We start from the raw sequence: 20210 nt of genomic DNA on the forward strand, positions 1-20210 counted from the left end.
GATGACGACGACGACCGCGGCCGTCACCACCGGGGAGCGGGCGAGCGTCCGCGAGGACCTGGTCACCATCCTCTGCGGGGCCGTCATGATCTCCGGCCTGGCCATCGACGGCTGGGCCCACAAGAACGTCATCGACACCCTGGAGGGGTTCTTCACCCCCTACCACGCGGTCCTCTACCTCGGTTACGGCCTGACCGCCGCCTGGACGTTCCGGCTGGCGTACGTGCGGCGCGACCGCCACCCGCAGTGGTGGCGCGACGGCTGGCCCGAGGGTTACCGGCTGGGCGCGATCGGCGCGCTGATCTTCTTCGCCGGCGGGTTCGGCGACATGATCTGGCACCAGACGATCGGCATCGAGATCGGCCTGCTGCCGTCCTTCAGCCCGACCCACATCATCGCCACGCTCGGCGGCATCATCCTGGGCACCAGCCCGCTGCGGTCCTGGTGGGCCTCGGGGGAGGGCGGCCTGCGCGCGCTGGCCGGCGTCGCCGCCATGACGTACGCGGTGATGGGCATGCTGGTGCTGCTCAACTACGGCGCGTCGATGATGACGGTCGCGCCGACCCGGCCGTACGAGCCCGTGCTGGGCGACTACGGCGGGATCATCGACACGCCCGACGAGTTCCTGGTGGTCCAGGGCGTCTTCAGCTACCTCGTCACCACGCTGCTGGTGACGATCCCGCTGCTCATGATGCACCGGCGGCGCGCCACCATGTTCGCCGGCACTGCGTTGGTGCTCGGGGTGGCGATCAGGCTGATGGTGATCAACGAGTTCCCGCAGCCCCATCTCACCGTCGCCGCGGGCGCGGTGGCCGCCGCGCTGCTCGCCGACGGGCTCCTGGTGCGTCTCGACACCGTGCGGGGGCCGGGGGCGCCGCTGCGGCTGCCCGTGGCGGGCGCGCTCCACGCCGGGCTGGTGTGCGCGGGGCAGCTCGTGGGGCTGCACCTGGCGGCGGGGGTGCGGTGGTCGCCGGAGATGTGGGCGGGGACGGTCGTGCTGACCGTGCTGCTCGGCGGCCTGCTCGGCGGGCTCGCGGCTCGTCCTCTTGTCCATCGATAGTGGAAAGCTCTACTATCGGTATCCGAGTCACCTCGTCGAGGGAGAGATGATGTTTGCGACCATCGGCCGCTTCGCAGCAAGGCGCCGAACATGGGTGTTCCTGGCCGCGATCCTGTTCGTCGTCCTGGGCGGCGTCTGGGGCTCGGGGGCGGGCGGCGTCCTCGGCGGCGGCGCCGGGCTCGACAACCCCCATGGCGAGTCCTCCCAGGCCAACAGCCTGCTCGCCGGTACGCTCGGCCGGCACGTCGCGGACGTCGTGGTCATGTACGAGAGCCAGACCATGTCCGTGGACGACCCGCAGTTCAGGCAGCAGGTCGAGGCGGTCGTCGCCAAGCTGCCCAAGGACTCATACGAGTGGGTGGAGAGCTACTACTCCACCCGCTCGGCCGACTTCGTCTCGGCGGACCGGCACAAGACCTACCTCGCCCTGCAGCTCCCCGGCGCCGTCGAGGAGGAACAGGTCGTCGTCTACAACAGGATCCTGCCGCTGTTCGACGCCCCCGGCCTCACCGAGCGCTTCGGCGGGCTGACCGCGGTGGGCCAGCAGTTCAACGCGATCAGCAACCGCGACCTGGCACGAGCGGAGCTGCTGTCGTTCCCGCTGCTGATCATCCTGCTCCTGGTGGTCTTCCGCAGCCTCGTCGCCGCGGCGCTGCCGCTGGCCATCGCCGTCCTGGTGGCGGTCGGGTCGCTCGTGGTGCTGCGCATCGTGGGCGGGCTGGTCGACCTGTCCACCGCCGCGATCAACGTGGTGGTGATCCTCGGGCTGGGGCTGGCGACCGACTACGCGCTGCTCATCGTCAACAGGTTCCGGGAAGAGCTCGCCGCCGGGCGCGACGTCGAGGACGCCGTCGTACGGGCGACCGCCACGGCCGGGCGCACCGTCGCGGTCTCCGGCATCACGGTCGCGGTCACGCTCGGCGGCCTGATCGTCTTCCCGTCCCGGTTCCTGACCTCGCTGGCCTACGCCGGGGTGAGCGTCGTGCTGTTCGCCGTGATCAGCGCGCTCACCGTGCTGCCCGCGCTGCTGCGGGTGGCCGGCCGCCGCATCGACTCGCTGCGCATCCCGCTGCTCGGGCGGCGCCGTCCGGAGTCCGAGGGCACGAGGTGGTACCGCACGGCGCACGGCGTCATGCGGCGCCCGGTCACCGTCGTGCTGGGCATCACCCTCGCGCTGGGCGCGCTCGGCATTCCGCTGCTGGGCGCGGTCTGGACCCGCCCGGCCGAGTGGGCGCTGCCCGCCGACACCGACAGCGTCGTGGTGACCAGGCAGCTCGCCGAGGAGTTCCCGTACGACCCGACCAAGGTGATCAGCACGGTCGTCCGCATGCCCGGCCCGGCGGACACGCCGGAGGCCACGGCCCAGCTCGACGCGTTCGCCCAGCGGCTCGACCGGATCGAGGGCGTCGACCGCGCGAAGGTGACGGGCACCGAGGGCGACCTGGCCCGCATCACCCTGGGCTACTCCCTGTCGCCCTACGGGCAGGAGATCAGGGACGTGGTGACGAAGCTGCGGGCCGAGCCGCCGCCGCCGGGCGCCACCGCGCTGTTCGCCAACCGGCCGGCGGCGATCGTCGACATGCTGACCATGATCGCGAACGGGCTGCCGTGGATGCTGCTCATCACCTCCGTGGTCACGTTCGTGGTGCTGTTCCTGGCGTTCGGGTCGGTCACGCTGCCCATCAAGACCGTGCTGATGAACCTGCTGTCGCTGTCGGCCGCGTTCGGCGCGATGGTGCTGATCTTCCAGGACGGGTTCCTGTCGGGGCTGCTCGGCTTCACCGCGCCCGGGTTCATCGACGCCAACATGCCCGTCATGATCGCGGCGATCGCGTTCGGCCTGGCCATGGACTACGAGGTCTTCATGCTGGCCAGGATCCGCGAGCACTACCTGGTCTCGCGCGACCCGGTGGAGTCCGTGGCGGTCGGCGTGCAGCACACCGCGCGCATCGTGACGGCTGCCGCGCTGCTGCTGGGCGTGGTGGTGGGCGCGTTCGTCATCACGAACGTCACCGTGCTGAAGATGATCGGCGTCGGCGTGGTGGTGGCGCTCGTCGTCGACGCCACCGTCGTGCGCGGGCTGCTCGTCCCGGCGTCCATGAAGCTGCTCGGCCGCTGGGCGTGGTGGTCGCCGAGGCCGCTGGCCCGGTGGTGGGAACGGCACGGAATGCCCGAGCCCGAACAGAGCGTCGTCCCCGTGGCGGCCCCGGTCAATGTCCCCGATTCGGCTGTCCGGAACTAGACCTGAATTGAGCTCGTCCGCCTGGTGCACAGGTGGACGAGCTCTTTCGTGATTGGAAACACCGAGGACATATAGATATCGACATCTTCATATTGGAATGACATTCGGAGTATTGCTTCACCGGCGACGATTTGGCTATTCTTCCATTGTGAAGCTGGCGCGTTGAGTCAAATTGCCAATTGTGGAACGGTGGGCTGAACGGGCAATGGGAACGAAATCTCCATCGTTAGCGCATGGATGGAACGGGGGGTTCCCCAGGCCGGCGGGCATCAGGATCGTGATCGTGGACGAGCACACGCTGCTGCGTGAGGTCCTGGGAGAGGTGCTGCTGGCGGAGGACGACTTCTGCGTGCTGGCGGACTCGGCGGACCTGGAGTCGTCCGTCGCGCTGATCGCCAGGACCAGACCGGACATCGTACTGATCGACATCGACAAGCCGCACGGCAGCCCGGGCGGGGTCGTGCGACGGCTGCGGGAGGCCTCGCCGCGCTCGGTCGTGGCGGTGCTGAGCATGTACGACGACGCCCGGATCGTGCAGGAGATGATCAGGGCGGGGGTCCGCTGCTACCTGCACAAGGGCATCACACGGCGGGATCTGGTGGCATCACTGCGGAGCGTGGCGGGGGCCGGCGAGCAGGTGACGCTGACGGTTCCGCACGGCACGATCGCGAACCTGGACGCCGACCACGCGGGCCCGCTGTCCAGGCGGGAGAAGGAGGTCATCGCGCTCGTGGCGGCCGCCATGAGCAACCGCCAGATCGCCACACACCTGTCGGTGACGGAGGGCACCGTCAAGCGGCATCTGCGCAACATCTTCCACAAGCTGGGCGCCGTGTCGCGGATCGACGCGGTCAACAAGTACAAGGCGCTCGGCGAATCCGCGACCTATCCCTGGTCTGCCGCGAGTCTATAGATAGTGGTAAGCTTAGCTATCCACACTCGGGGAGGCCGCGATGCAACTGCGCACGTTCCTGATCGCGGGGGCCGCCAGCTTCATGGCGGCGCTCGACACTCTCGTCGTCACCACGGCCCTGCCCACGATCCGGGAGCAGTTCGGTGCATCGCTGGAGAGCATGGAGTGGACGGTCAACGTCTTCACGCTCTGCTACGCCGTCTTCCTGCTGACCGCCGCCGCGCTGGGTGACAGGTTCGGCAGGAAGCGCGTGTTCGTCCTGGGCCTCGTGCTGTTCACCGGGTCGTCCGCGGCGGCCGCGCTGGCCGGCTCCATCGGCCTGCTCGTGCTCGCCCGGGCGATCCAGGGGCTGGGCACCGCGATGATCATCCCGCTGGCGCTGACGCTCCTGGTGAGCGCCACCCCGCCGGCGCGGCGCGGCGCCGCGATCGCCGGCCTCGGGGGCATGGTGGGGCTCGGCATCGCGCTCGGGCCCTGGATCGGCGGCGCCGTGGTCCAGTACGGGTCGTGGCAGGCCGTGTTCTGGATCAACGTGCCGGTGGGGCTGGTCCTCGTGCCGCTGGCCGCGCTGCTGCTCGCCGAGGGCGGCCGGGTGCAGCGGCGCCTCGACGTGCGCGGCATCCTGCTGATGATGGCGGGGCTGTTCGGGGTGGTGTTCGGGCTGATCCGCAGCGTCACGCTCGGCTGGTCGCACGTCCAGGTGCTGCCGCCGATCGTGGCCGGGGTGGCCGTCCTGGTGGCGTTCGCGTGGTGGGAGCGCGTGGCCCCCGAGCCCGTCCTGCCGCCCCGCCTGTTCCGCAGCCGCGGGTTCACGCTGTCCAACGTCGTCTCCACGCTGGTGCAGGGCGGCATGCTGGGCGCGGTGTTCCTGCTGACCCAGTTCCTGCAGCTCGTGCTGGCCTACGGGCCGCTCGACGCGGGCGTGCGGACGTTGCCGTGGACGCTGCTGCCCGCCGTGGTCGCCCCGCTCGCCGGCGTGTTCGGCGAGCGGCTCGGGGTCAGGCGGCTGATGGTGGCCAGCGCGATCCTGCAGGGGGCGGCGCTGGCCTGCTTCGCCGTCGTGGTGGCGCCGGCGGTGCCGTACGCGCTGCTGTGGCCCGGCATGGTCGTGGCGGGGGCCGGCATGGGCCTGTTCTACGCGGTGGCGGCCCGCCAGCCGCTCGACTTCGTCGCGCCCGCGGAGGAGGGGCTGGCCGCCGGCGTGAACAACGCGATGCGGCAGATCGGGATCGTGCTGGGCGTGGCCGTCCTCGCCGGGGTGTTCGCGGCCGGCGGCGGTTACGGCACGCCGGCGCTCTTCGTCTCCGGCCTGCGCGCGGCGCTGTGGGTGGGGGCCGCGATCCTGGCGGTGGCGGCGGTCGCGGCGTGGCTCGTCCCGGCCGTCCCGGCCCGGAAGGGCCCCGGCTCGCAGGCTCTCACGACGGCGGCGAGCGGCGGCGACCAGCCGGCACAGCCGCTGGCGCCGTGAGATTTTCCCGGGAAATGCGATTTATCTATTCGTCCTGGCGGCGGCTTTGAGATCGGCCCATATTTCCCTGCAGGGAATGATGCGGGAGATGAGCGTGACACTCAGCACGAGCGCTCCGCCGCTGAGGACGACCGTGGGCAACAATCCGATCGGCCCGTAGGTCTGAAATGCCACTCGATATACCTGGGCCGGGATCAACCCCAGCGGGCCGGTGATCTGGGTGAGATTGATCAGCAGCGTGGCCCAGAATGTCCACGCCGCGCCGCGGAGCGCCAGCATGCCCAGCGAGTTTCCTGCCACGTAGTACGCGATGACGGCACGGAACCGGCCCACGAAGCCCGGCGCTTCGGCCGAGGCCTCCGCCGCCGTCCTGCCGACCAGGCGTAACGACGCCTCTACCGTCTCGTCGTTGATGACCAGCCAGCCCTGGAGGATGGCGCAGACGGCGAAGACGAAAGAGCAGGCGAAGGTGAGGAATTGCAGGCGATGGGTCCACGCCAAGGGAATGCCGATGGGCGCCGACGTCATGTCACGCACCTTTCTAGCGCGCCATTGATCGACGCCTTGGGGCTGCCTTCAAGAGCTCCTCCAATTTAGCATTCACGGAAGACGGGGTGAAAGGCTGAATCGAGTCACGCGAGTTTTCTCCGGGAAAACGATCCCGCGCCGTGCGCGACAAACGCCGTGCGCGGCAAAAGGAGAAGCCACCGCCGGATCCCGGCGATGGCTGAGACGGCCTGCGGCGGCCCGATTACGTATCCGGGAAGGACCGCGCCGCTCCACGCGGCTGCTGCGGCGGCGGCGTAGCCCGGCACGAAGACCCATTGTGCCGAGCGGGTAGCCGTTGCTCTGGGTGCCGTACACGCAGTGCGCCGCGGTGGCCACGACGTTGCGGTACTGCGACTGCATGGCGGTGCACCGTGCACCAGTGCGGCTGTCCGTCGGCACCGATGAAGAAGACCTTGCCCGCGGTGGCGCTCAACAGGTAGTTCGCCTACTCGCCTCTGGCGGCCTTCAAGTGCGCGGCGGCGGCCTGCTCCAGGTGGACGAGGTCCGAGGCGACCGTGGCGAACGTGAAGCCCTCGGCCAGGCGGCGGGCCGCCTGCTCGCCGGTGGGGTTGTGGATGCCGGCCGCGATGCCCGCCCGCGCGGCGGCCGTGCGGACCCGCTCCAGCGCCGCCTCGAAGGTGTCCGCCACCTCGGGATCGTTCGGGAACCTGCCGCCCACGGCCAGGCACAGGTCCGAGGGGCCGACGTACACGCCGTCCAGGCCCGGCACCGCGCAGATGCCGTCGAGGTTGGCCAGCCCGTCAGGCGTCTCGATCATGGCCAGGACCAGCACGCTCTCGTCGGCCTCCGCCGGCGCCGGGCCGATGCGCAGCATGGACCGCATGGGCCCGTACGAGCGGCGCCCCCCGGCCGGGTAGTGGGCGGCCGACACCGCGCGGGCCGCGTCCTCCGGGGTGTCGACCAGCGGCACGATCACGCCGCCCGCGCCGAAGTCGAGCGCCCTGCCGATGGCCGCAGGCTCGGCCGACTCGACCCGGACCAGCCCGACCGACCGGCCGCCCGCGTCGATGGCCATGAGGTTGCTCAGCAGCCCGGCGTTGCCGATCAGGCCGTGCTGGCCGTCCAGCGCGACGTAGTCGTACCCCAGTCTGGCCAGGCGCTCGGTGGCGACGGGCGCGTCGAGCACCACCCAGTAGCCCACGCACTGCTCGCGATTGCGGATCCTGGTGGCGAACTCGGCGGCGGTCATCGGCTCTCGTCTCCTCGCTTGCGGGGCTTCATCGGTTGTAGGCGGGCATCGGGCCGCGCAGCGCGCCGCCCACGGCGTCGCAGGCGGCGGCCACCTCGGCGGGGAGCGGGCCGGCGGCCAGGGCGGCCAGGTTCGCGCGCAGGTGTCCGAGGCCGGAGGCGCCGAGCAGCACCGCGCTCACCACCGGCTTGCCGAGCAGCCAGCGCAGCGACAGCTCGGCCAGGGGGAGCCCGGCCTCCCGCGCGATCGCGCCGAGCGCCTCGACCGCCTTGAACAGCTCGGTGTCCCAGTACCGCTGCCGGTACATCGCCGCCAGCCGCGAGTCGCCGAACCGGCCGGTCTCCGGAGCCCGGTCGAAGCGGTGCCGGCCGGTCAGCAGGCCGCCGCCGAGCGGGTTGTAGACCATCGTGCGCAGCCCGGAGGTGACGGCGAACTCGGCGTACTCGTCCTCGATCCGCCGTGCCAGCAGGTTGTAGAGCTGCTGGGCGACCACCGGGCGCGGGCTCATCCCCGCGATCTGCCAGGCCGCGTAGTTGGACACGCCCAGGGCGCCGATCTTGCCCTCCGCCATCAGCTCGGCGACGGCGGCCAGCGTGGACTCCAGCGGCGTGGCCCGGTCGGGCTGGTGCAGGTAGAACAGGTCCACATGCTCCGTGCCGAGCCGCCGCAGGCTGCCCTCCAGCGACAGCCGCAGCCCGGCGGGGGACAGGGGCGCGTGCCCGGCGGCGTCCGGATGCGGGATGCCCGCCTTGGTCGCCAGCACGACCCGGTCCCTGCGGCCGCGCAGCAGCGTGCCCAGGATCTCCTCGGCGGCGCCGCCCGCGTAGCCGTTGGCGGTGTCCACGCCGGTGACGCCCGCGTCGAGCGCGAGGTCGAGCATCCGCCCTGCCGTGTCCGCGTCCACGGTGTCGCCGAAGGTCATGGTTCCGAGCACGGGCTCGGCGCTCATCGAGGGCTCCTCTCGCGGTCCCGGGGTGCGGGGAGGCGTCCGGGTCACTCGCCGACAACTGTGGCAGAAAGTGCGCGTTTCGTGCAATACTTGCCGCGCGTATTGCGCAATTCTGTGGGACGGGGGTGTGGGCGTGGGATCGGCTCCCGTGTTCGCCCTGGCCGACGACCTCTCGGGGGCGGCAGAGGTGGCTGCGGTGCTGATGTCGTCCGCGCGTCCTGCGCGAATCGCGCTCTCCGGGCCGCCGTACGCGTTCACGGCGCCGGTGGTGGTGGCCGACCTCGACTGCCGGTACCGGGACGAGGCGGGGGAGCTGGTACGGCAGGCGCTGCGGCACGCGGGCGACCGGCGTGTCTTCGTCAAGATCGACTCGTTGCTCCGCGGCGACCTGGCCGCCACGGCCGCCGCGACCCTCCACACGGCCACACCTCACGACGTCGTTGTTCGCGATGCAGCCTGTTGTGATGCTGCGGATCGCGACGCTGCGGTTCGCGACGCGGTGGTTCGCGATGTTGCGGTGCTCGACGCCTCCGCCTCCCTCGCGCCTGCCGGTGGCCCCCCGCGGGCAGCGCACCTGACCGCCCCCGCACTCGTCGTGCTCGCGCCGGCGTTGCCCGCCGCCGGCCGCGTGACCGTCGGCGGCGTCCCGTACGTCGGCGGCCTGTCCTTGCGCGAAACGCGCGCCTGGCAGGTGGAGCGCCGCCCCGCACCGGCCTCCATCACCGAGGCCCTGGGCGGCGTGCCGTCCGCGCTCGTGCCGCTCGCCGCGGTCCGCGCCGGCCGTGACTCCCTCGCACGGACGCTGTCGCGGACCGCGGGGCGGATCGCCGTGTGCGACGCGGAAACCGACGCCGACCTCGGCGCGATCGTCGGCGCGGCCCTCGTGGCCGATCACCGCACCCGCTTCATCGGCGCAGGCGGCCTCGCCTCCGCCCTCGGCCGCTTTCTGGACGCAAACCCCCCTTGCGGGGGCACTCCGGACCTCCACCCTCCGTCCAGCCCTCGCGCGGGCACCATGGACACCCAGGTCCCGGCCCGCTCCCGCGCACGCGGCACCGGGAACCGTCCGCTCCTGGTCGTCGTCGGCACCGCCGAGCCCGCAGCGGCCGAGCAGGCGCGCCTGCTCCTCTCGTACGGCGCCCACCCGGTCACCCTCGACGCCGCCACGGACCTCGACGCCACGCCCGCCCGCCGCGCGCACCTCGCGCAGCGCCTGCGCGAAGCCCTTCACCCGCCTGTCGCGGTCGTCGTGCTGACGGTCCGCGGGCAGGCCCCGCCCACCGCCGCGGCCACCCTCGCCGGGATCGTCGGCGCAGCGCTCACCGGCGACGCCCCCGCCCCCGACCTGGTCCTGACCGGCGGGGAGACGGCCCGGCGGGTCCTCGACGCGCTCCAGGTGCGCGAGCTGACCCCCGTGGGCCAGATCCACCACGGCGCCGTCCACTGCCACACGCTCCGAGGCCGCTCGGTCGTCACCAGACCGGGCAGCTTCGGCGACCGCGACAGCCTCCTGCGCATAGCCGCCCATCTCGCACCCGAAAGGCTGACATGAGCACACCTCTCATCGCCCTCACCATGGGGGACGGCTCCGGCGTAGGCCCGGAGGTCATCGTCGGCGCCCTGCTCGCCCCCGAGACCGCCACCTTCTGCCGCCCGGTCGTCATCGGTGACGCGGGACGCCTGCGCAAGGCCGCCGGCTGCCTCGGCGTACGGCCGGAGGTGGTCACCGTGGACGGCGTCGCCGAAGCCGTGTTCGAGCCGGGTCGCGTCAACGTCATCGACCCCGGCCTGCTCCCCGGCGACCTGCCGTGGGGCCAGGTGTCGGCGGTGGCCGGCGGCGCGGCCTACGAGTACGTGCGGCTGGCCGCCGAGCTGGCGATGTCCGGCCAGGTCCGGGCCATCTGCACGGCGCCGCTGAACAAGGAGGCCCTGCACGCCGCCGGCCACGTCTACCCCGGCCACACCGAGCTGCTCGCGCACCTGACCGGCACGCAGGAGGTGTCGATGATGCTCTCCACCCACAAGGTGAAGGTCATCCACGTCACCACCCACATCGGCCTCATCGACGCGGTCGCCCGCATCGAGCCCGGCCTGGTCGAGCGGACGATCCGGCGCGGGCACGCCGCCATGCGCGGCTCCGGCCTCGACCGCCCCAGGATCGGCGTGTGCGGCATCAACCCGCACGCGGGCGAGAACGGCCTGTTCGGGTACGGCGAGGAGGAGGAGAAGATCGTCCCGGCGCTCGAACGGCTGCGCGCCGAAGGCATGGACGTGCACGGCCCGCTCCCGGCCGACACGGCGTTCTTCCTGGCCGGCCGCGGCGACTACGACCTCATCGTGGCCATGTACCACGACCAGGGCCACGGCCCCGTCAAGATCCTGGGCCTGGAGGCGGGCGTCAACATCACCGTCGGGCTGCCGGTGATCAGGACGTCGGTCGACCACGGCACCGCGTTCGACATCGCGGGAAAGGGCGTGGCCGACGCGGGTAGCATGATCGAGGCCCTCCGCCAGGCGGCCGAGCTGTCGTCCGCGCAGGGCGTGTGAGGGGAGAGGGACCATCGATGGGCCGCGCAGCACAGGTTCGCCGTGACGAGATCGTCCGCCTGGCCACCACCACCGGGCTGGCCAGTGTCGAGGAGCTGTCGGCCCAGCTCGGGGTGACCGCCTCCACGATCCGCCGCGACCTGGCCCACCTGAAGGCGGCGGGCCTGCTGGCGCGCACGTACGGCGGCGCGATGGCCGTGGTCACCCACCCGGAGGCGTCGCTGCGGCAGCGCATCGGGGAGGCGTTCGAGGCCAAGCGGGCCATCGCCGCCTGGGCCGCCGCGCAGATCCGTCCCGGCGAGACGATCCTGCTCGACGCGGGCTCGACCACCGGCGCCCTGGCCCACGAGCTGCGTCACGCGGCGGACCTCACGATCGCCACCACCGGCCTCAACGCCCTCCAGGAGCTGGTGGGCGCCACGGGCGTGCACGTGGAGTGTCTCGGTGGCACGCTCAGGCAGGTGAGCCAGGGCTTCGTCGGCCCGCTCGCGGAGGCGGCGCTGACCCGGATGACGTTCGACCGGGTCTTCCTGGGGGCCGACGGGGTGACGGCGGAGGACGGCATCTGCGAGGCCAGCCTGCAGCAGACCCGCATGAAGGAGCTGATGATGGAGCGCTCCCGGCACGTCTACCTGCTCGTGCACGCCGCCAAGCTGGGCCGCAGGCCCTTCCACGCCTGGGCCCGCATGCCCGACACCTGGACCCTGGTGACCGACGCGAGCGCCACCCCCGACGCTCTGGAGCCCTTCAAGTCCCGGGGCGTGCACCTCGTGACCGTGCCCTCGCAAGCCTGACGAATCCGGGAACCTGACGAAGCAGGGAGCCTGACGGCCTCGGAAGTCCGGCGAAGAGGCGTGGAGTCTTGACACCCCGTCATCGTGAAGCCCTATCGTTGTACATATGAATACCTCTTCACATAACCACGTTTTGGCGATGGACAGCTGTACCACCCGGGTGGTCGACGCCGACAGGGTCGCCGCCGTGCGGGAGCGGATGCCGCTCGCCGAGGACCTGGCCGACACCGCCGACGTCTTCGGGCTGCTGTCCGACCCGAACCGGTTGCGGTTGCTGGTGGCCCTGCTGGACGGCGAGCTGTGCGTGTGCGACCTGGCGGCGGTGACCGGCCAGAGCGAGTCGGCCGCCTCCCACGCGCTGCGCCTGCTGCGCGCCCACCGCATCGTGGCCGCCCGCCGCGCCGGCCGGATGGCCTACTACCGGCTGGAGGATCCGCACGTACGCATGCTGCTCGACCTCGCGCTCGCCCACACCGAGCACACCGAGGCGCTGCACCCCGAACGCGACGGGAACGCCTGATGGGCGCCGGGCACGGGCACGGCCACGCGGGCAGCCGTCACCGCTGGCGGCTGGCGGTGTCGTTCGTCCTGATCGGCGCCTTCTTCGTGGTGGAGCTGGTCTTCGGGCTGCTGTCGGGCTCGCTGTCGCTGCTGTCGGACGCCGGGCACATGGCCGCCGACGTGGTCACGCTGGGCGCGGCGCTGGTCGCCACGAGGATCGCCGTCCGCCCCGACACCACAGGCCGGCGCAGCTACGGCTCGTACCGGGCGGAGGTGTTCGCATCGCTGCTGGCCGTCGTGCTGATGCTCGGCGTCGCGCTGTACGTCGTGCTGGAGGCGATCGGCCGGCTCGGCGGGCCCGCCGAGGTCTCCTCCGGGCCGATGCTCGTCGTGGGCGCCATCGGCCTGGTGGTCAACCTGATCGCGCTGCTGATGCTGCGCTCCGGCGCGGGCGAGAGCCTGAACGTCAAGGGCGCCTACCTGGAGGTCGTGGCCGACACCGCCGGCTCCGTCGGCGTCATCGTGGCCGGCTGGCTGGTCGCCGCCACCGGGCAGGCACTCTGGGACACGGTCATCGCGCTGGCCATCGGCGTCTTCGTCGCCGTGCGGGCGATCTCGCTCGGCCGGCAGGTCTTCGCGGTGCTGGGCCAGCACGTGCCCGAAGGCATCGACGCCGCCGCCGTGGCGAACGACCTGGCGGCCATCGAGGGCGTACGCGACGTGCACGACCTGCACCTGTGGACCCTGACCTCCGGCATGAACGTCGCCACCGCCCACCTCGTCACCGGCGACCACAGCGACAACCACGCCGTCCTGGACCAGGCCCGCGACCTCCTCCGCCACCGGCACGGCGTCGCGCACGCCACCCTCCAGGTCGAGCCGGCCGACCACCGGGGCTGCGACGAGCTGGGTTGGTGAGGAGCGGCGATCGGTGGGCAGGACTGGGCGTTGGGTGCAAAGAAGCAGGTGAGAGCGGGGGAAGGGTAGGACACCGTACTGAGGTTGCAACGTGGGGATTCGGGGGGAGGTGTCGCATGCTTCCAGAAGTGCGCGGGTGGTTGCGGCGCCGTACTTCATCCGCAGCGGACTGGCCGCTCCGTGACCTGATGGCCGCCAAGGGGGAGACCACGGTCAGCGTGGTGCTCCCGGCTCGCGACGAGCGGGAGACCGTCGGGGAGATCGTCGGCGTGATCCGGCGGGAGCTGGGCGGGCTCGTGGACGAGCTCGTGGTCATCGACTCGCGTTCCACCGACGACACCGCGCTGGTGGCGGCTCGGGCGGGGGCCACGGTGCATGCCCAGGACGAGATCCTGCCGCAGCTCAAGCCGCTCGACGGCAAGGGGGAGGCGCTGTGGAAGTCGCTGGCGGTCACCTCGGGGGACGTGCTGGTGTTCGTCGACGCCGATATCCGGAATTTTCGGGCTTCTTTGGTACTTGGGGTGCTGGGGCCGCTGCTGGGTGACCCCACCGTGGCGTACGCCAAGGGGTGCTATGACCGGCCGCTGGACGCGGCCGGCAACGGGGGTGGGCGCGTCACGGAGCTCGTGGCCCGGCCGCTGATCAACCTGCACTGGCCCGAGCTGGCGGGTTTCGTCCAGCCGCTGGCGGGGGAGTACGCGGGGCGGCGCTCGGCCCTGGAACGGGTGCCCTTCGTGACCGGGTACGGGGTCGAGCTGGGGCTCCTGATCGACCTGCTGGAGCTGGCGGGGCTGGATGCCTTCGCGCAGGTGGACCTGGGGTCGCGCGAGCACGCGCCGCAGTCCACGGAGGCGCTCGGCGGGATGGCCGGGCAGATCATGCTCGCCGCCTGGTCCCGGCTGGAGCGCCAGGGGAAGATCCGGTCGTTCCACGAGCCGTCGGTGCGGCTGGCCCAGTTCCGCCGCGGGCAGGACGGGCACGATGTCCTGATCAGGGACGTCGGCATCGGCGAACGACCCCCGATGGTCACCGTGGCCGCCTGACCGGCCGTCAGCGGGCCCCGGCCCGCTCTGGCGGCGGTGGCGCGAGCCCGGCCGCGACCTCGACGGCGATCTCGATGGCCCGGCGGGCAAGCGGTGAGTGGGTGCGCCCGGCCCGCCAGTGCAGGTAGATCTCCCGTGGCGGCAGGGGCGGCCGGAGCTCGTGCACGCGGAGCCTGTCGTCGGACGCGACGTCGGCACCGCGGATGGCGAGCCAGGGCAGCATCGCCGATCCCAGGCCGGCTCGTACCATCGACAACAGGGTGTCGTTGACCGCGGTGCGGAACACGATCTGCGGACGGGCGCCGCTGCGGGCGACCGCCTGCTCCATCGAGGGCTGGTCGCAGAGGAGCGGCCAGGCCACCATCGGTGCGCCGTCGAGCCCCTCCAGCGGGACCGGGCCGGCGGGGAAGGTTCCGGCGCCCGCCACCAGCAGGTACGGATCGTCGAGCAGCTTGACGTGCTCGACGTCGCCGTCGACGCGGCCGTCGTAGAACAGCAGGTCGAGGTCGCCGATCCGGGGCTGCTCCGGCTCCTCCTCGGACAACCTGATGTCGCAGCCGGGGTGCTCGTCCCGCAGCCGCCGTATGACCGACGGCAGGATGACGCTGGACACGCTCTGGAAGGTGCCGATGTCGATCCGGCCGTCTCCCGCCTTGAACCGGTCCACGGCGTCGGCCAAGGCCTCCGCCTTCGCCAGCAGCTCGCGCCCCTGGCTCAGGACCACGGAGCCGAGCGGAGTGATCCGCACCGGCCTGGGGCCGCCCGGACGGTCGAACACCGGACCGCCGACGGCCTTCTCCAACGCCGCGATCTGCTGGCTCACCGTGGACTGGGTGTACCCGAGACGGGCCGCCGCCCGGCCGAACGAGCCCTCGTCGGCGATGGCGGCCAACGCCGCCAGGTGGCGCAGTTCGGGACGCCACCTCATCTCCACGGGCGGCGGCACCACCCAGCACCTGGCCATGCACCGCCCCGGCCGGGTCGCCTCCCTGAGGCCCATCGTCACCATCCCGGCCGGGCCCGCATCGGCCCCGGTACGGCACGCGGAAGCAGGCCGCCCATGAACCGGCTGCGGTCGGCACTCTGGCTGCCGCTCTTCGACGACCTCGCCGATCCGCGGGTGGTGGCGCGCCTCGCCGCCGACGCCGAGGAAGCCGGGTGGGACGGCTGCTTCGTCTGGGATCACCTGTGCTGGCGGGCGCCGATCCGGCAGGTCGCCGACCCGTGGATCGCGCTGGCGGCGATCGCGACGGCGACCGAGCGGCTGCGGCTCGGCCCGATGGTGTCGGCGCTCGCCCGCCGGCGGCCGGCCAAGGTGGCGCGGGAGACCGCGACGCTGGACGGGCTCAGCAACGGCCGCCTCATCCTCGGCGTCGGTCTCGGAAGCGACCGGTTCGGCGGCGAGCTGTCCAAGACCGGCGAGCAGCTCGACGACCGGCGGCGCGGGCAGATGCTCGACGAGTCCCTGGTGATCCTGGCCGCCGCCTGGTCCGGCGAGCCGGTGCGTCATCGCGGCGAGCACTACACCGTCGGCGACATCGCGTTCCTGCCCCGGCCGGTTCAGCGGCCCGGCGTGCCGGTGTGGGCCGCCGGGTTCCCGGGCAACGTCAAGCCGATCCGCCGGGCCGCCCGGCTCGACGGCTTCTTCCCGGTCAATCTGCAGCACCCGGACCAGCTCGCCGAGGCCGTCGCCACCCTCACCGGGCTCCGGGCCGGCCCGGCCGGACCGTACGAGATCGCCGTCAGCCTGCCCGCCGGCGCCGACCCGCTGCCGTACGCCGCCGCCGCCGCGACCTGGTGGCTGACGGAGTTCGATCCCGGTGTACGGCTCGACACGGTGCGCGGCGTACTGCGCGACGGCCCGGCGAGCCCGGGAGGCGATTGAGTTGTTCGACTACGACTCCGAACGGGGCCGCTACCACGAGCGGCTGCGAGCTGCTGCCGACGTCCGGACCGCTGATCGCGTGCTCGACATCGGCTGCGGTACCGGGCAGACCACGCGGGACGCGGCCCGATCCGCGCCGTCGGGAAGCGCGCTCGGCGTGGACGTGTCCGGCCCGATGGTGGAGCGCGCCCGCCGGCTGAGCGAGCAGGCGGGAATCCGCAACGTCAGCTTCGAACGGGCCGACGCCCAGGTCCACCCCTTCGCGCCGGAGAGCTTCACCTTGGGGATCAGCCGGTTCGGCACGATGTTCTTCGCCGACCCGGTCGCGGCGTTCGCCAACATCGGGCGGGCGCTGCGGCCGGGGGCGCGCCTGGTGCAGCTGGTGTGGCAGGCCGGCGACCGCCAGGAGTGGTTCAGCACGATCCGGCACGCGCTGGCCGGTGGCCGCACGGTGCCTGCCGGACTCGACCACGGCGCCTTCTCGCTGGCGGATCGGACCGCCGCGGCCGGCATGCTGACCGCTGCCGGCTTCGGCGCCGTCGAGATCACCGAAGTGCGCGGGCCGATCCACTACGGCCCGGACGCGGCCGGCGCCCGCGACGCCCTCCTCGATCTGCGGATGGTCAAGGATCTGGTCGCCGGCCTGGACGCCGCGGCGACCGCTCGTGCCCTCGATCGGCTGCTGGCCGCGCTGGACGCCCATGACACCGGCGAAGGCGCGTGGTTCGACTCCCGCGCCTGGCTGATCATCGCGCGCCGGCGCTGACCCGGCCTGCCGAAGAGGCTACTTGAGGGCGGCGGTGACGAAGGCGGCGATCTGGTCGCGCATGGCCTCGTGGTCGTCGGCAGCCTCCCGCAGGATGATGCGCGCGAGCTGCGGCATCATCGACGGGAACAGCGCCAGCCCCGTCAGCATGAACAACATCCGAGCCGTCTGCGCCGAAGGCTCCTTCTCGCCCCGGCCCTCCGCCAGCGAGGCCGTCTTGCGGCCGCAGCGCTCCACCCTGGCCTCCTGGCCCTCCAGCAGCTCCTGGCCCCGGTAGTTGAGCGCCTCCCACATCAGCAGCCGCACCAGGTCGGGATGCGAGTGGTAGTAGTCGGTCAGCTTGGCCACGTAGTCGACGGGGTCGGCCCCGGGCAGGGCGATCTGGGCCGTCAGGTCGTCGAGCGCCTCCGTGATGACCGCATCGAACAACTTCTCCTTGCTGCCGAAGTGCCCGTAGATGCGCTCCTTGTTGACGCCGGCGCGCTCGGCGATGCGATCCACGCGCGCGCCTGCCACCCCGTACGCGGCGAACTCCTCCCGCGCGGCCTCCAGCAGGGCGGCGCGGGTGGCGGCGGTCGAGACCTTGGGTGTCATGGCGACATCTTAGCCACCAACTGGTTGGTTGCAAACCAACCATCTAGTTGACATCCAACCAGTTGGTTGGCTAGCGTCCCGGCCCATGACACTTACCGTTTCCCCGGCCCCGCGGCTGCGGCCCCCATCCCCGGCCGCCGCCCCGTTCGCGAGCACGCTGACGGCCTTCACGCTGACCGCGATCCTGGTCAGCGGCCAGCTGTACGTCGTGATCCCCCTCTTGCACGACATGGCCGCCGGCTGGGGGTCCTCGGCCGGCGGGCTGACGTGGCTGGTGACCGCGTTCGGCATCGGCTACGGCATCGGGTTCCTGGTGTTCGGCCCGCTTTCTGACCGGTACGGCCGCCGCAGGCTGCTGATGATCGGATTGCCGCTGGCCGCCCTGACGACGGCGCTGGTCGCGTTGAGCCCGTCGCCGGAGGTGGCGCTCGGACTGCGGGCGGTGCAGGGCGTGGCGGTGGCGATGTTCCCGCCCGCCGGGATGGCGTACCTGGGGGAGCGGCTGGAGCCGCGCCGCCGCGTGGTCGCCATCGCGGCGGTGACCGGCGCGTTCCTCGCCTCCGCCGTGTTGCTGCAGGTCGCCGCCCAGCTCCTGGTGGACGTGATCGGCTGGCGTGGCATGTTCGGGCTCTCGGCGGCCGGGTTCGTGCTCGCCGCGCTGGGCGTGCGCGCGGTCATGCTGCCCGACCTGCCCCGCGAGACCACCGAGCGCCGGCACCCGGCGTCCGATGCCGCCGGTGCCCGGCATCGTTCGCGCCAGTCCGCCGGATCCCTGCTGTCCGCCTACCGGCCGCTGCCCGGCCTGCTGTTCCACCGGGTGCTGAGCCTGCGTTACCTGGCCACGGTCATGCTGATGGTCGGCTTCGTAGCTGTCTACACCGGCCTGCAGATCTACGGCGGCAGCTCGCCCGCCGAGCTGCTCGCGCTGCGTGCGGCGGGGCTGCCGTCGATCGTCCTGATGCCGCTCCTCATGCCGTGGCTGGCCAGGATCCGCATGACGACCAGGGCGGTCGTGTTCCTGGGGGCCGCCGCGCTCGCGCTCGCCGTCATCGGCCTCACCGGCACCGCCGTCCTGGTGCTCCTGCTCGCCCTGTACGTCGCCGCCATCACCGGCGGCCTGCCCAGCATGAACGAGTCGATCTCGGCAGAGGCGGGCCGGGCCCGCGGCACGGCGCTGGCGCTGTTCTCCACCGCGCTGGCGGTCGGCGGCAGCGTCGGCCCGCAGGTGGCCGCCGCGTTCGGCGGTTTCACCCCGCTCATGTACGGCCTCGCGATCGGCATGGCGCTGGCCGCCCTGTCCGTCCTGGCCTCCACCTGGACGGCCGGAAAGCGGCCTGCCGGAGCGGCGGAGCGGCCGCTGCCGGCCGGCGCGCCGGGCCCGGCCCGTACGCGGTGAGCCGCCGGGCCGGGATGATGTCGGCGGTTCGCAGGTGGATGGGCATTCCGGTGGCGCGCTACCGGCCGGTAAGGTGTTACCACCGGTAACGTGAGGGGGAGACATGGCGGGGTTCTGCCCGGAGCCGAGCGACGACGTGGTCGAGGTGCGCGACTGGGTGCACGCGTTCGCCCGCGACGTGATCCGCCCCGCGGGCGCCGAATGGGACGAACGCGAGGAAACCCCCTGGCCGGTCATCCAGGAGGCGGCCAAGGTCGGCCTGTACTCCCTCGACTTCTTCGCCACCCAGTGGTTCGAGGAGAGCGGGCTGGCGCTGCCGGTGGCGTTCGAGGAGATCTTCTGGGGCGACGCGGGCATCGGGCTGTCGATCACCGGCACCGGCCTGGCCGCCGCGGCGCTGGCCGCCAACGGCACCCCCGAGCAGATGGGGGAGTGGCTGCCGCAGATGTTCGGCACGGAGAGCGACGTCAAGCTGGGCGCGTTCTGCGCGTCCGAGCCGGACGCCGGCTCCGACGTCGGCGCCATCCGCACCCGCGCCGTCCCCGACGGCGACGACTGGGTGCTCAACGGCGTCAAGACCTGGGCCACGAACGGCGGCATCGCGAACGTGCACGTCGTCGTCGCCTCGGTCGACCCGTCGCTGGGCACCAGGGGCCAGGCGTCGTTCGTGATCCCGCCGGGCACGCCGGGACTGTCGATGGGCCAGAAGTTCCGCAAGCACGGCATCCGCGCCTCGCACACGGCCGAGGTGGTGCTGGAGGACGTGCGGGTGCCCGGCTCCTGCCTGCTCGGGGGCAAGGAGAAGCTGGAGGCCCGGCTGGCGCGCGTACGCAGGGGCGAGCGGGCCGGCGAGCAGGCGGCGATGCGCACGTTCGAGACCACCCGCCCGTCGGTGGCCGCGATGGCGGTGGGCATCGCCCGCGCGGCCTTCGAGTACGCCCGGGACTACGCCCGCGAGCGCGAGCAGTTCGGCCGCCGGATCGGCGAGAACCAGGCCATCGCCTTCCTGCTCGCCGAGATGGCCACGCGGGTGGACGTGGCCCGGCTGCTGACCTGGCGAGCCGCGTGGATGGCCCGCAACGGCAGGCAGTTCGAGCAGGCGGAGGGCTCGATGTCGAAGCTGGTGGCGGGGGAGACGGCGGTCTGGGTGTCGGAGCAGGCGATCCAGATCCTGGGCGGCGCGGGATACACCAGGGAGCACCCGGTGGAGCGCTTCCACCGGGACGCCAAGATCTACACGATCTTCGAGGGGACGAGCGAGATCCAGCGGCTGATCATCGGCCGCGCCGTCACGGGGTTGCCGGTTCGCTGAGAACTCTGCACGTCAGAGGGGCAGCAGTCCGCAGAACCAGCATCGCGCCACGCCGCCCCTCAT

General features: G+C 72.2%; 19 protein-coding genes. 14 read left to right on the forward strand and 5 right to left on the reverse strand.

Features of this window, described 5'->3' with window-relative positions; translation table 11 throughout:
* Position 1 precedes the first annotated feature (1 nt).
* The 4 genes from AB0I79_RS04770 to AB0I79_RS04785 all read left to right on the forward strand — a co-directional run bounded on the left by AB0I79_RS04770 (position 2) and on the right by AB0I79_RS04785 (position 5683).
* The gene (locus AB0I79_RS04770; RefSeq protein ID WP_357866892.1) at positions 2-1060 is read left to right on the forward strand and encodes a hypothetical protein; all 1059 of its coding nucleotides are present in this window, start codon (positions 2-4) and stop codon (positions 1058-1060) included.
* Positions 1061-1106: 46 nt separating this feature from the next.
* Positions 1107-3302 carry an MMPL family transporter gene (locus AB0I79_RS04775; RefSeq protein ID WP_357866895.1) on the forward strand — a complete coding sequence of 732 codons (2196 nt, stop codon included), beginning with the start codon at positions 1107-1109 and terminating at the stop codon, positions 3300-3302.
* A gap of 283 nt (positions 3303-3585) precedes the next feature.
* Positions 3586-4215: a response regulator transcription factor gene (locus tag AB0I79_RS04780; protein WP_357866898.1), complete on the forward strand. Its 630-nt coding sequence runs from the start codon at positions 3586-3588 to the stop codon at positions 4213-4215.
* Positions 4216-4255: 40 nt separating this feature from the next.
* Entirely contained in the window at positions 4256-5683 is a 1428-nt protein-coding gene (locus tag AB0I79_RS04785; RefSeq protein ID WP_357866901.1) for a DHA2 family efflux MFS transporter permease subunit, read from the forward strand.
* A 21-nt stretch (positions 5684-5704) separates the two neighbouring features.
* Here the strand turns inward: AB0I79_RS04785 and AB0I79_RS04790 are convergent, their stop codons facing one another.
* The 3 genes from AB0I79_RS04790 to AB0I79_RS04800 all read right to left on the reverse strand — a co-directional run bounded on the left by AB0I79_RS04790 (position 5705) and on the right by AB0I79_RS04800 (position 8391).
* On the reverse strand, positions 5705-6211 hold the full coding sequence (locus AB0I79_RS04790) for a hypothetical protein (protein ID WP_357866904.1): 507 nt from the start codon (positions 6209-6211) through the stop codon (positions 5705-5707).
* A gap of 466 nt (positions 6212-6677) precedes the next feature.
* Positions 6678-7442 carry an aldolase/citrate lyase family protein gene (locus AB0I79_RS04795; protein ID WP_357866907.1) on the reverse strand — a complete coding sequence of 255 codons (765 nt, stop codon included), beginning with the start codon at positions 7440-7442 and terminating at the stop codon, positions 6678-6680.
* A 28-nt stretch (positions 7443-7470) separates the two neighbouring features.
* Positions 7471-8391: an aldo/keto reductase gene (locus tag AB0I79_RS04800; protein WP_357866910.1), complete on the reverse strand. Its 921-nt coding sequence runs from the start codon at positions 8389-8391 to the stop codon at positions 7471-7473.
* Positions 8392-8524: 133 nt separating this feature from the next.
* Here AB0I79_RS04800 and AB0I79_RS04805 point away from each other — a divergent pair, with 133 nt between their 5' ends.
* From AB0I79_RS04805 to AB0I79_RS04830, 6 genes are all read left to right on the forward strand, one after another.
* Positions 8525-9943: a four-carbon acid sugar kinase family protein gene (locus AB0I79_RS04805; protein WP_357866913.1), complete on the forward strand. Its 1419-nt coding sequence runs from the start codon at positions 8525-8527 to the stop codon at positions 9941-9943.
* On the forward strand, positions 9940-10938 hold the full coding sequence (gene pdxA / locus AB0I79_RS04810; RefSeq protein ID WP_357866915.1) for a 4-hydroxythreonine-4-phosphate dehydrogenase PdxA: 999 nt from the start codon (positions 9940-9942) through the stop codon (positions 10936-10938). Before AB0I79_RS04805 ends, pdxA begins: the two co-directional genes overlap by 4 nt.
* 17 nt (positions 10939-10955) lie before the next feature.
* Entirely contained in the window at positions 10956-11732 is a 777-nt protein-coding gene (locus AB0I79_RS04815; RefSeq protein ID WP_357866918.1) for a DeoR/GlpR family DNA-binding transcription regulator, read from the forward strand.
* A gap of 139 nt (positions 11733-11871) precedes the next feature.
* Positions 11872-12252 (forward strand): metalloregulator ArsR/SmtB family transcription factor, encoded by a 381-nt coding sequence (locus tag AB0I79_RS04820; protein WP_357866921.1) that lies wholly within the window; start codon positions 11872-11874, stop codon positions 12250-12252.
* Positions 12252-13151, forward strand: a complete 900-nt coding sequence (locus tag AB0I79_RS04825) for a cation diffusion facilitator family transporter (RefSeq protein ID WP_357866924.1) — start codon at positions 12252-12254, stop codon at positions 13149-13151. The genes AB0I79_RS04820 and AB0I79_RS04825 overlap by 1 nt, the downstream gene beginning before the upstream one ends.
* 116 nt (positions 13152-13267) lie before the next feature.
* Positions 13268-14194, forward strand: coding sequence for a glucosyl-3-phosphoglycerate synthase (locus AB0I79_RS04830; protein ID WP_357866927.1), 927 nt, complete (start codon positions 13268-13270; stop codon positions 14192-14194).
* A 7-nt stretch (positions 14195-14201) separates the two neighbouring features.
* Here the strand turns inward: AB0I79_RS04830 and AB0I79_RS04835 are convergent, their stop codons facing one another.
* Positions 14202-15194: a LysR family transcriptional regulator gene (locus tag AB0I79_RS04835; RefSeq protein ID WP_357866930.1), complete on the reverse strand. Its 993-nt coding sequence runs from the start codon at positions 15192-15194 to the stop codon at positions 14202-14204.
* 60 nt (positions 15195-15254) lie between these two features.
* Here AB0I79_RS04835 and AB0I79_RS04840 point away from each other — a divergent pair, with 60 nt between their 5' ends.
* Together AB0I79_RS04840 and AB0I79_RS04845 are read left to right on the forward strand one after the other, a co-directional pair.
* Positions 15255-16079, forward strand: a complete 825-nt coding sequence (locus AB0I79_RS04840; protein ID WP_357866933.1) for an LLM class flavin-dependent oxidoreductase — start codon at positions 15255-15257, stop codon at positions 16077-16079.
* A gap of 1 nt (position 16080) precedes the next feature.
* The gene (locus AB0I79_RS04845; protein ID WP_357866936.1) at positions 16081-16845 is read left to right on the forward strand and encodes a methyltransferase domain-containing protein; all 765 of its coding nucleotides are present in this window, start codon (positions 16081-16083) and stop codon (positions 16843-16845) included.
* An 18-nt stretch (positions 16846-16863) separates the two neighbouring features.
* Here the strand turns inward: AB0I79_RS04845 and AB0I79_RS04850 are convergent, their stop codons facing one another.
* Positions 16864-17439, reverse strand: a complete 576-nt coding sequence (locus AB0I79_RS04850; RefSeq protein ID WP_357866938.1) for a TetR family transcriptional regulator — start codon at positions 17437-17439, stop codon at positions 16864-16866.
* An 85-nt stretch (positions 17440-17524) separates the two neighbouring features.
* Here AB0I79_RS04850 and AB0I79_RS04855 point away from each other — a divergent pair, with 85 nt between their 5' ends.
* Together AB0I79_RS04855 and AB0I79_RS04860 are read left to right on the forward strand one after the other, a co-directional pair.
* Positions 17525-18835: an MFS transporter gene (locus AB0I79_RS04855; protein ID WP_357866941.1), complete on the forward strand. Its 1311-nt coding sequence runs from the start codon at positions 17525-17527 to the stop codon at positions 18833-18835.
* Positions 18836-18938: 103 nt separating this feature from the next.
* A complete protein-coding gene (locus AB0I79_RS04860) occupies positions 18939-20147 on the forward strand; it encodes an acyl-CoA dehydrogenase family protein (protein ID WP_357866943.1) in 1209 nt (402 codons plus the stop codon).
* Positions 20148-20210 lie beyond the last annotated feature (63 nt).

This window comes from Nonomuraea sp. NPDC050202, assembly GCF_040656115.1.
In the GTDB taxonomy this organism is placed as follows: domain Bacteria; phylum Actinomycetota; class Actinomycetes; order Streptosporangiales; family Streptosporangiaceae; genus Nonomuraea.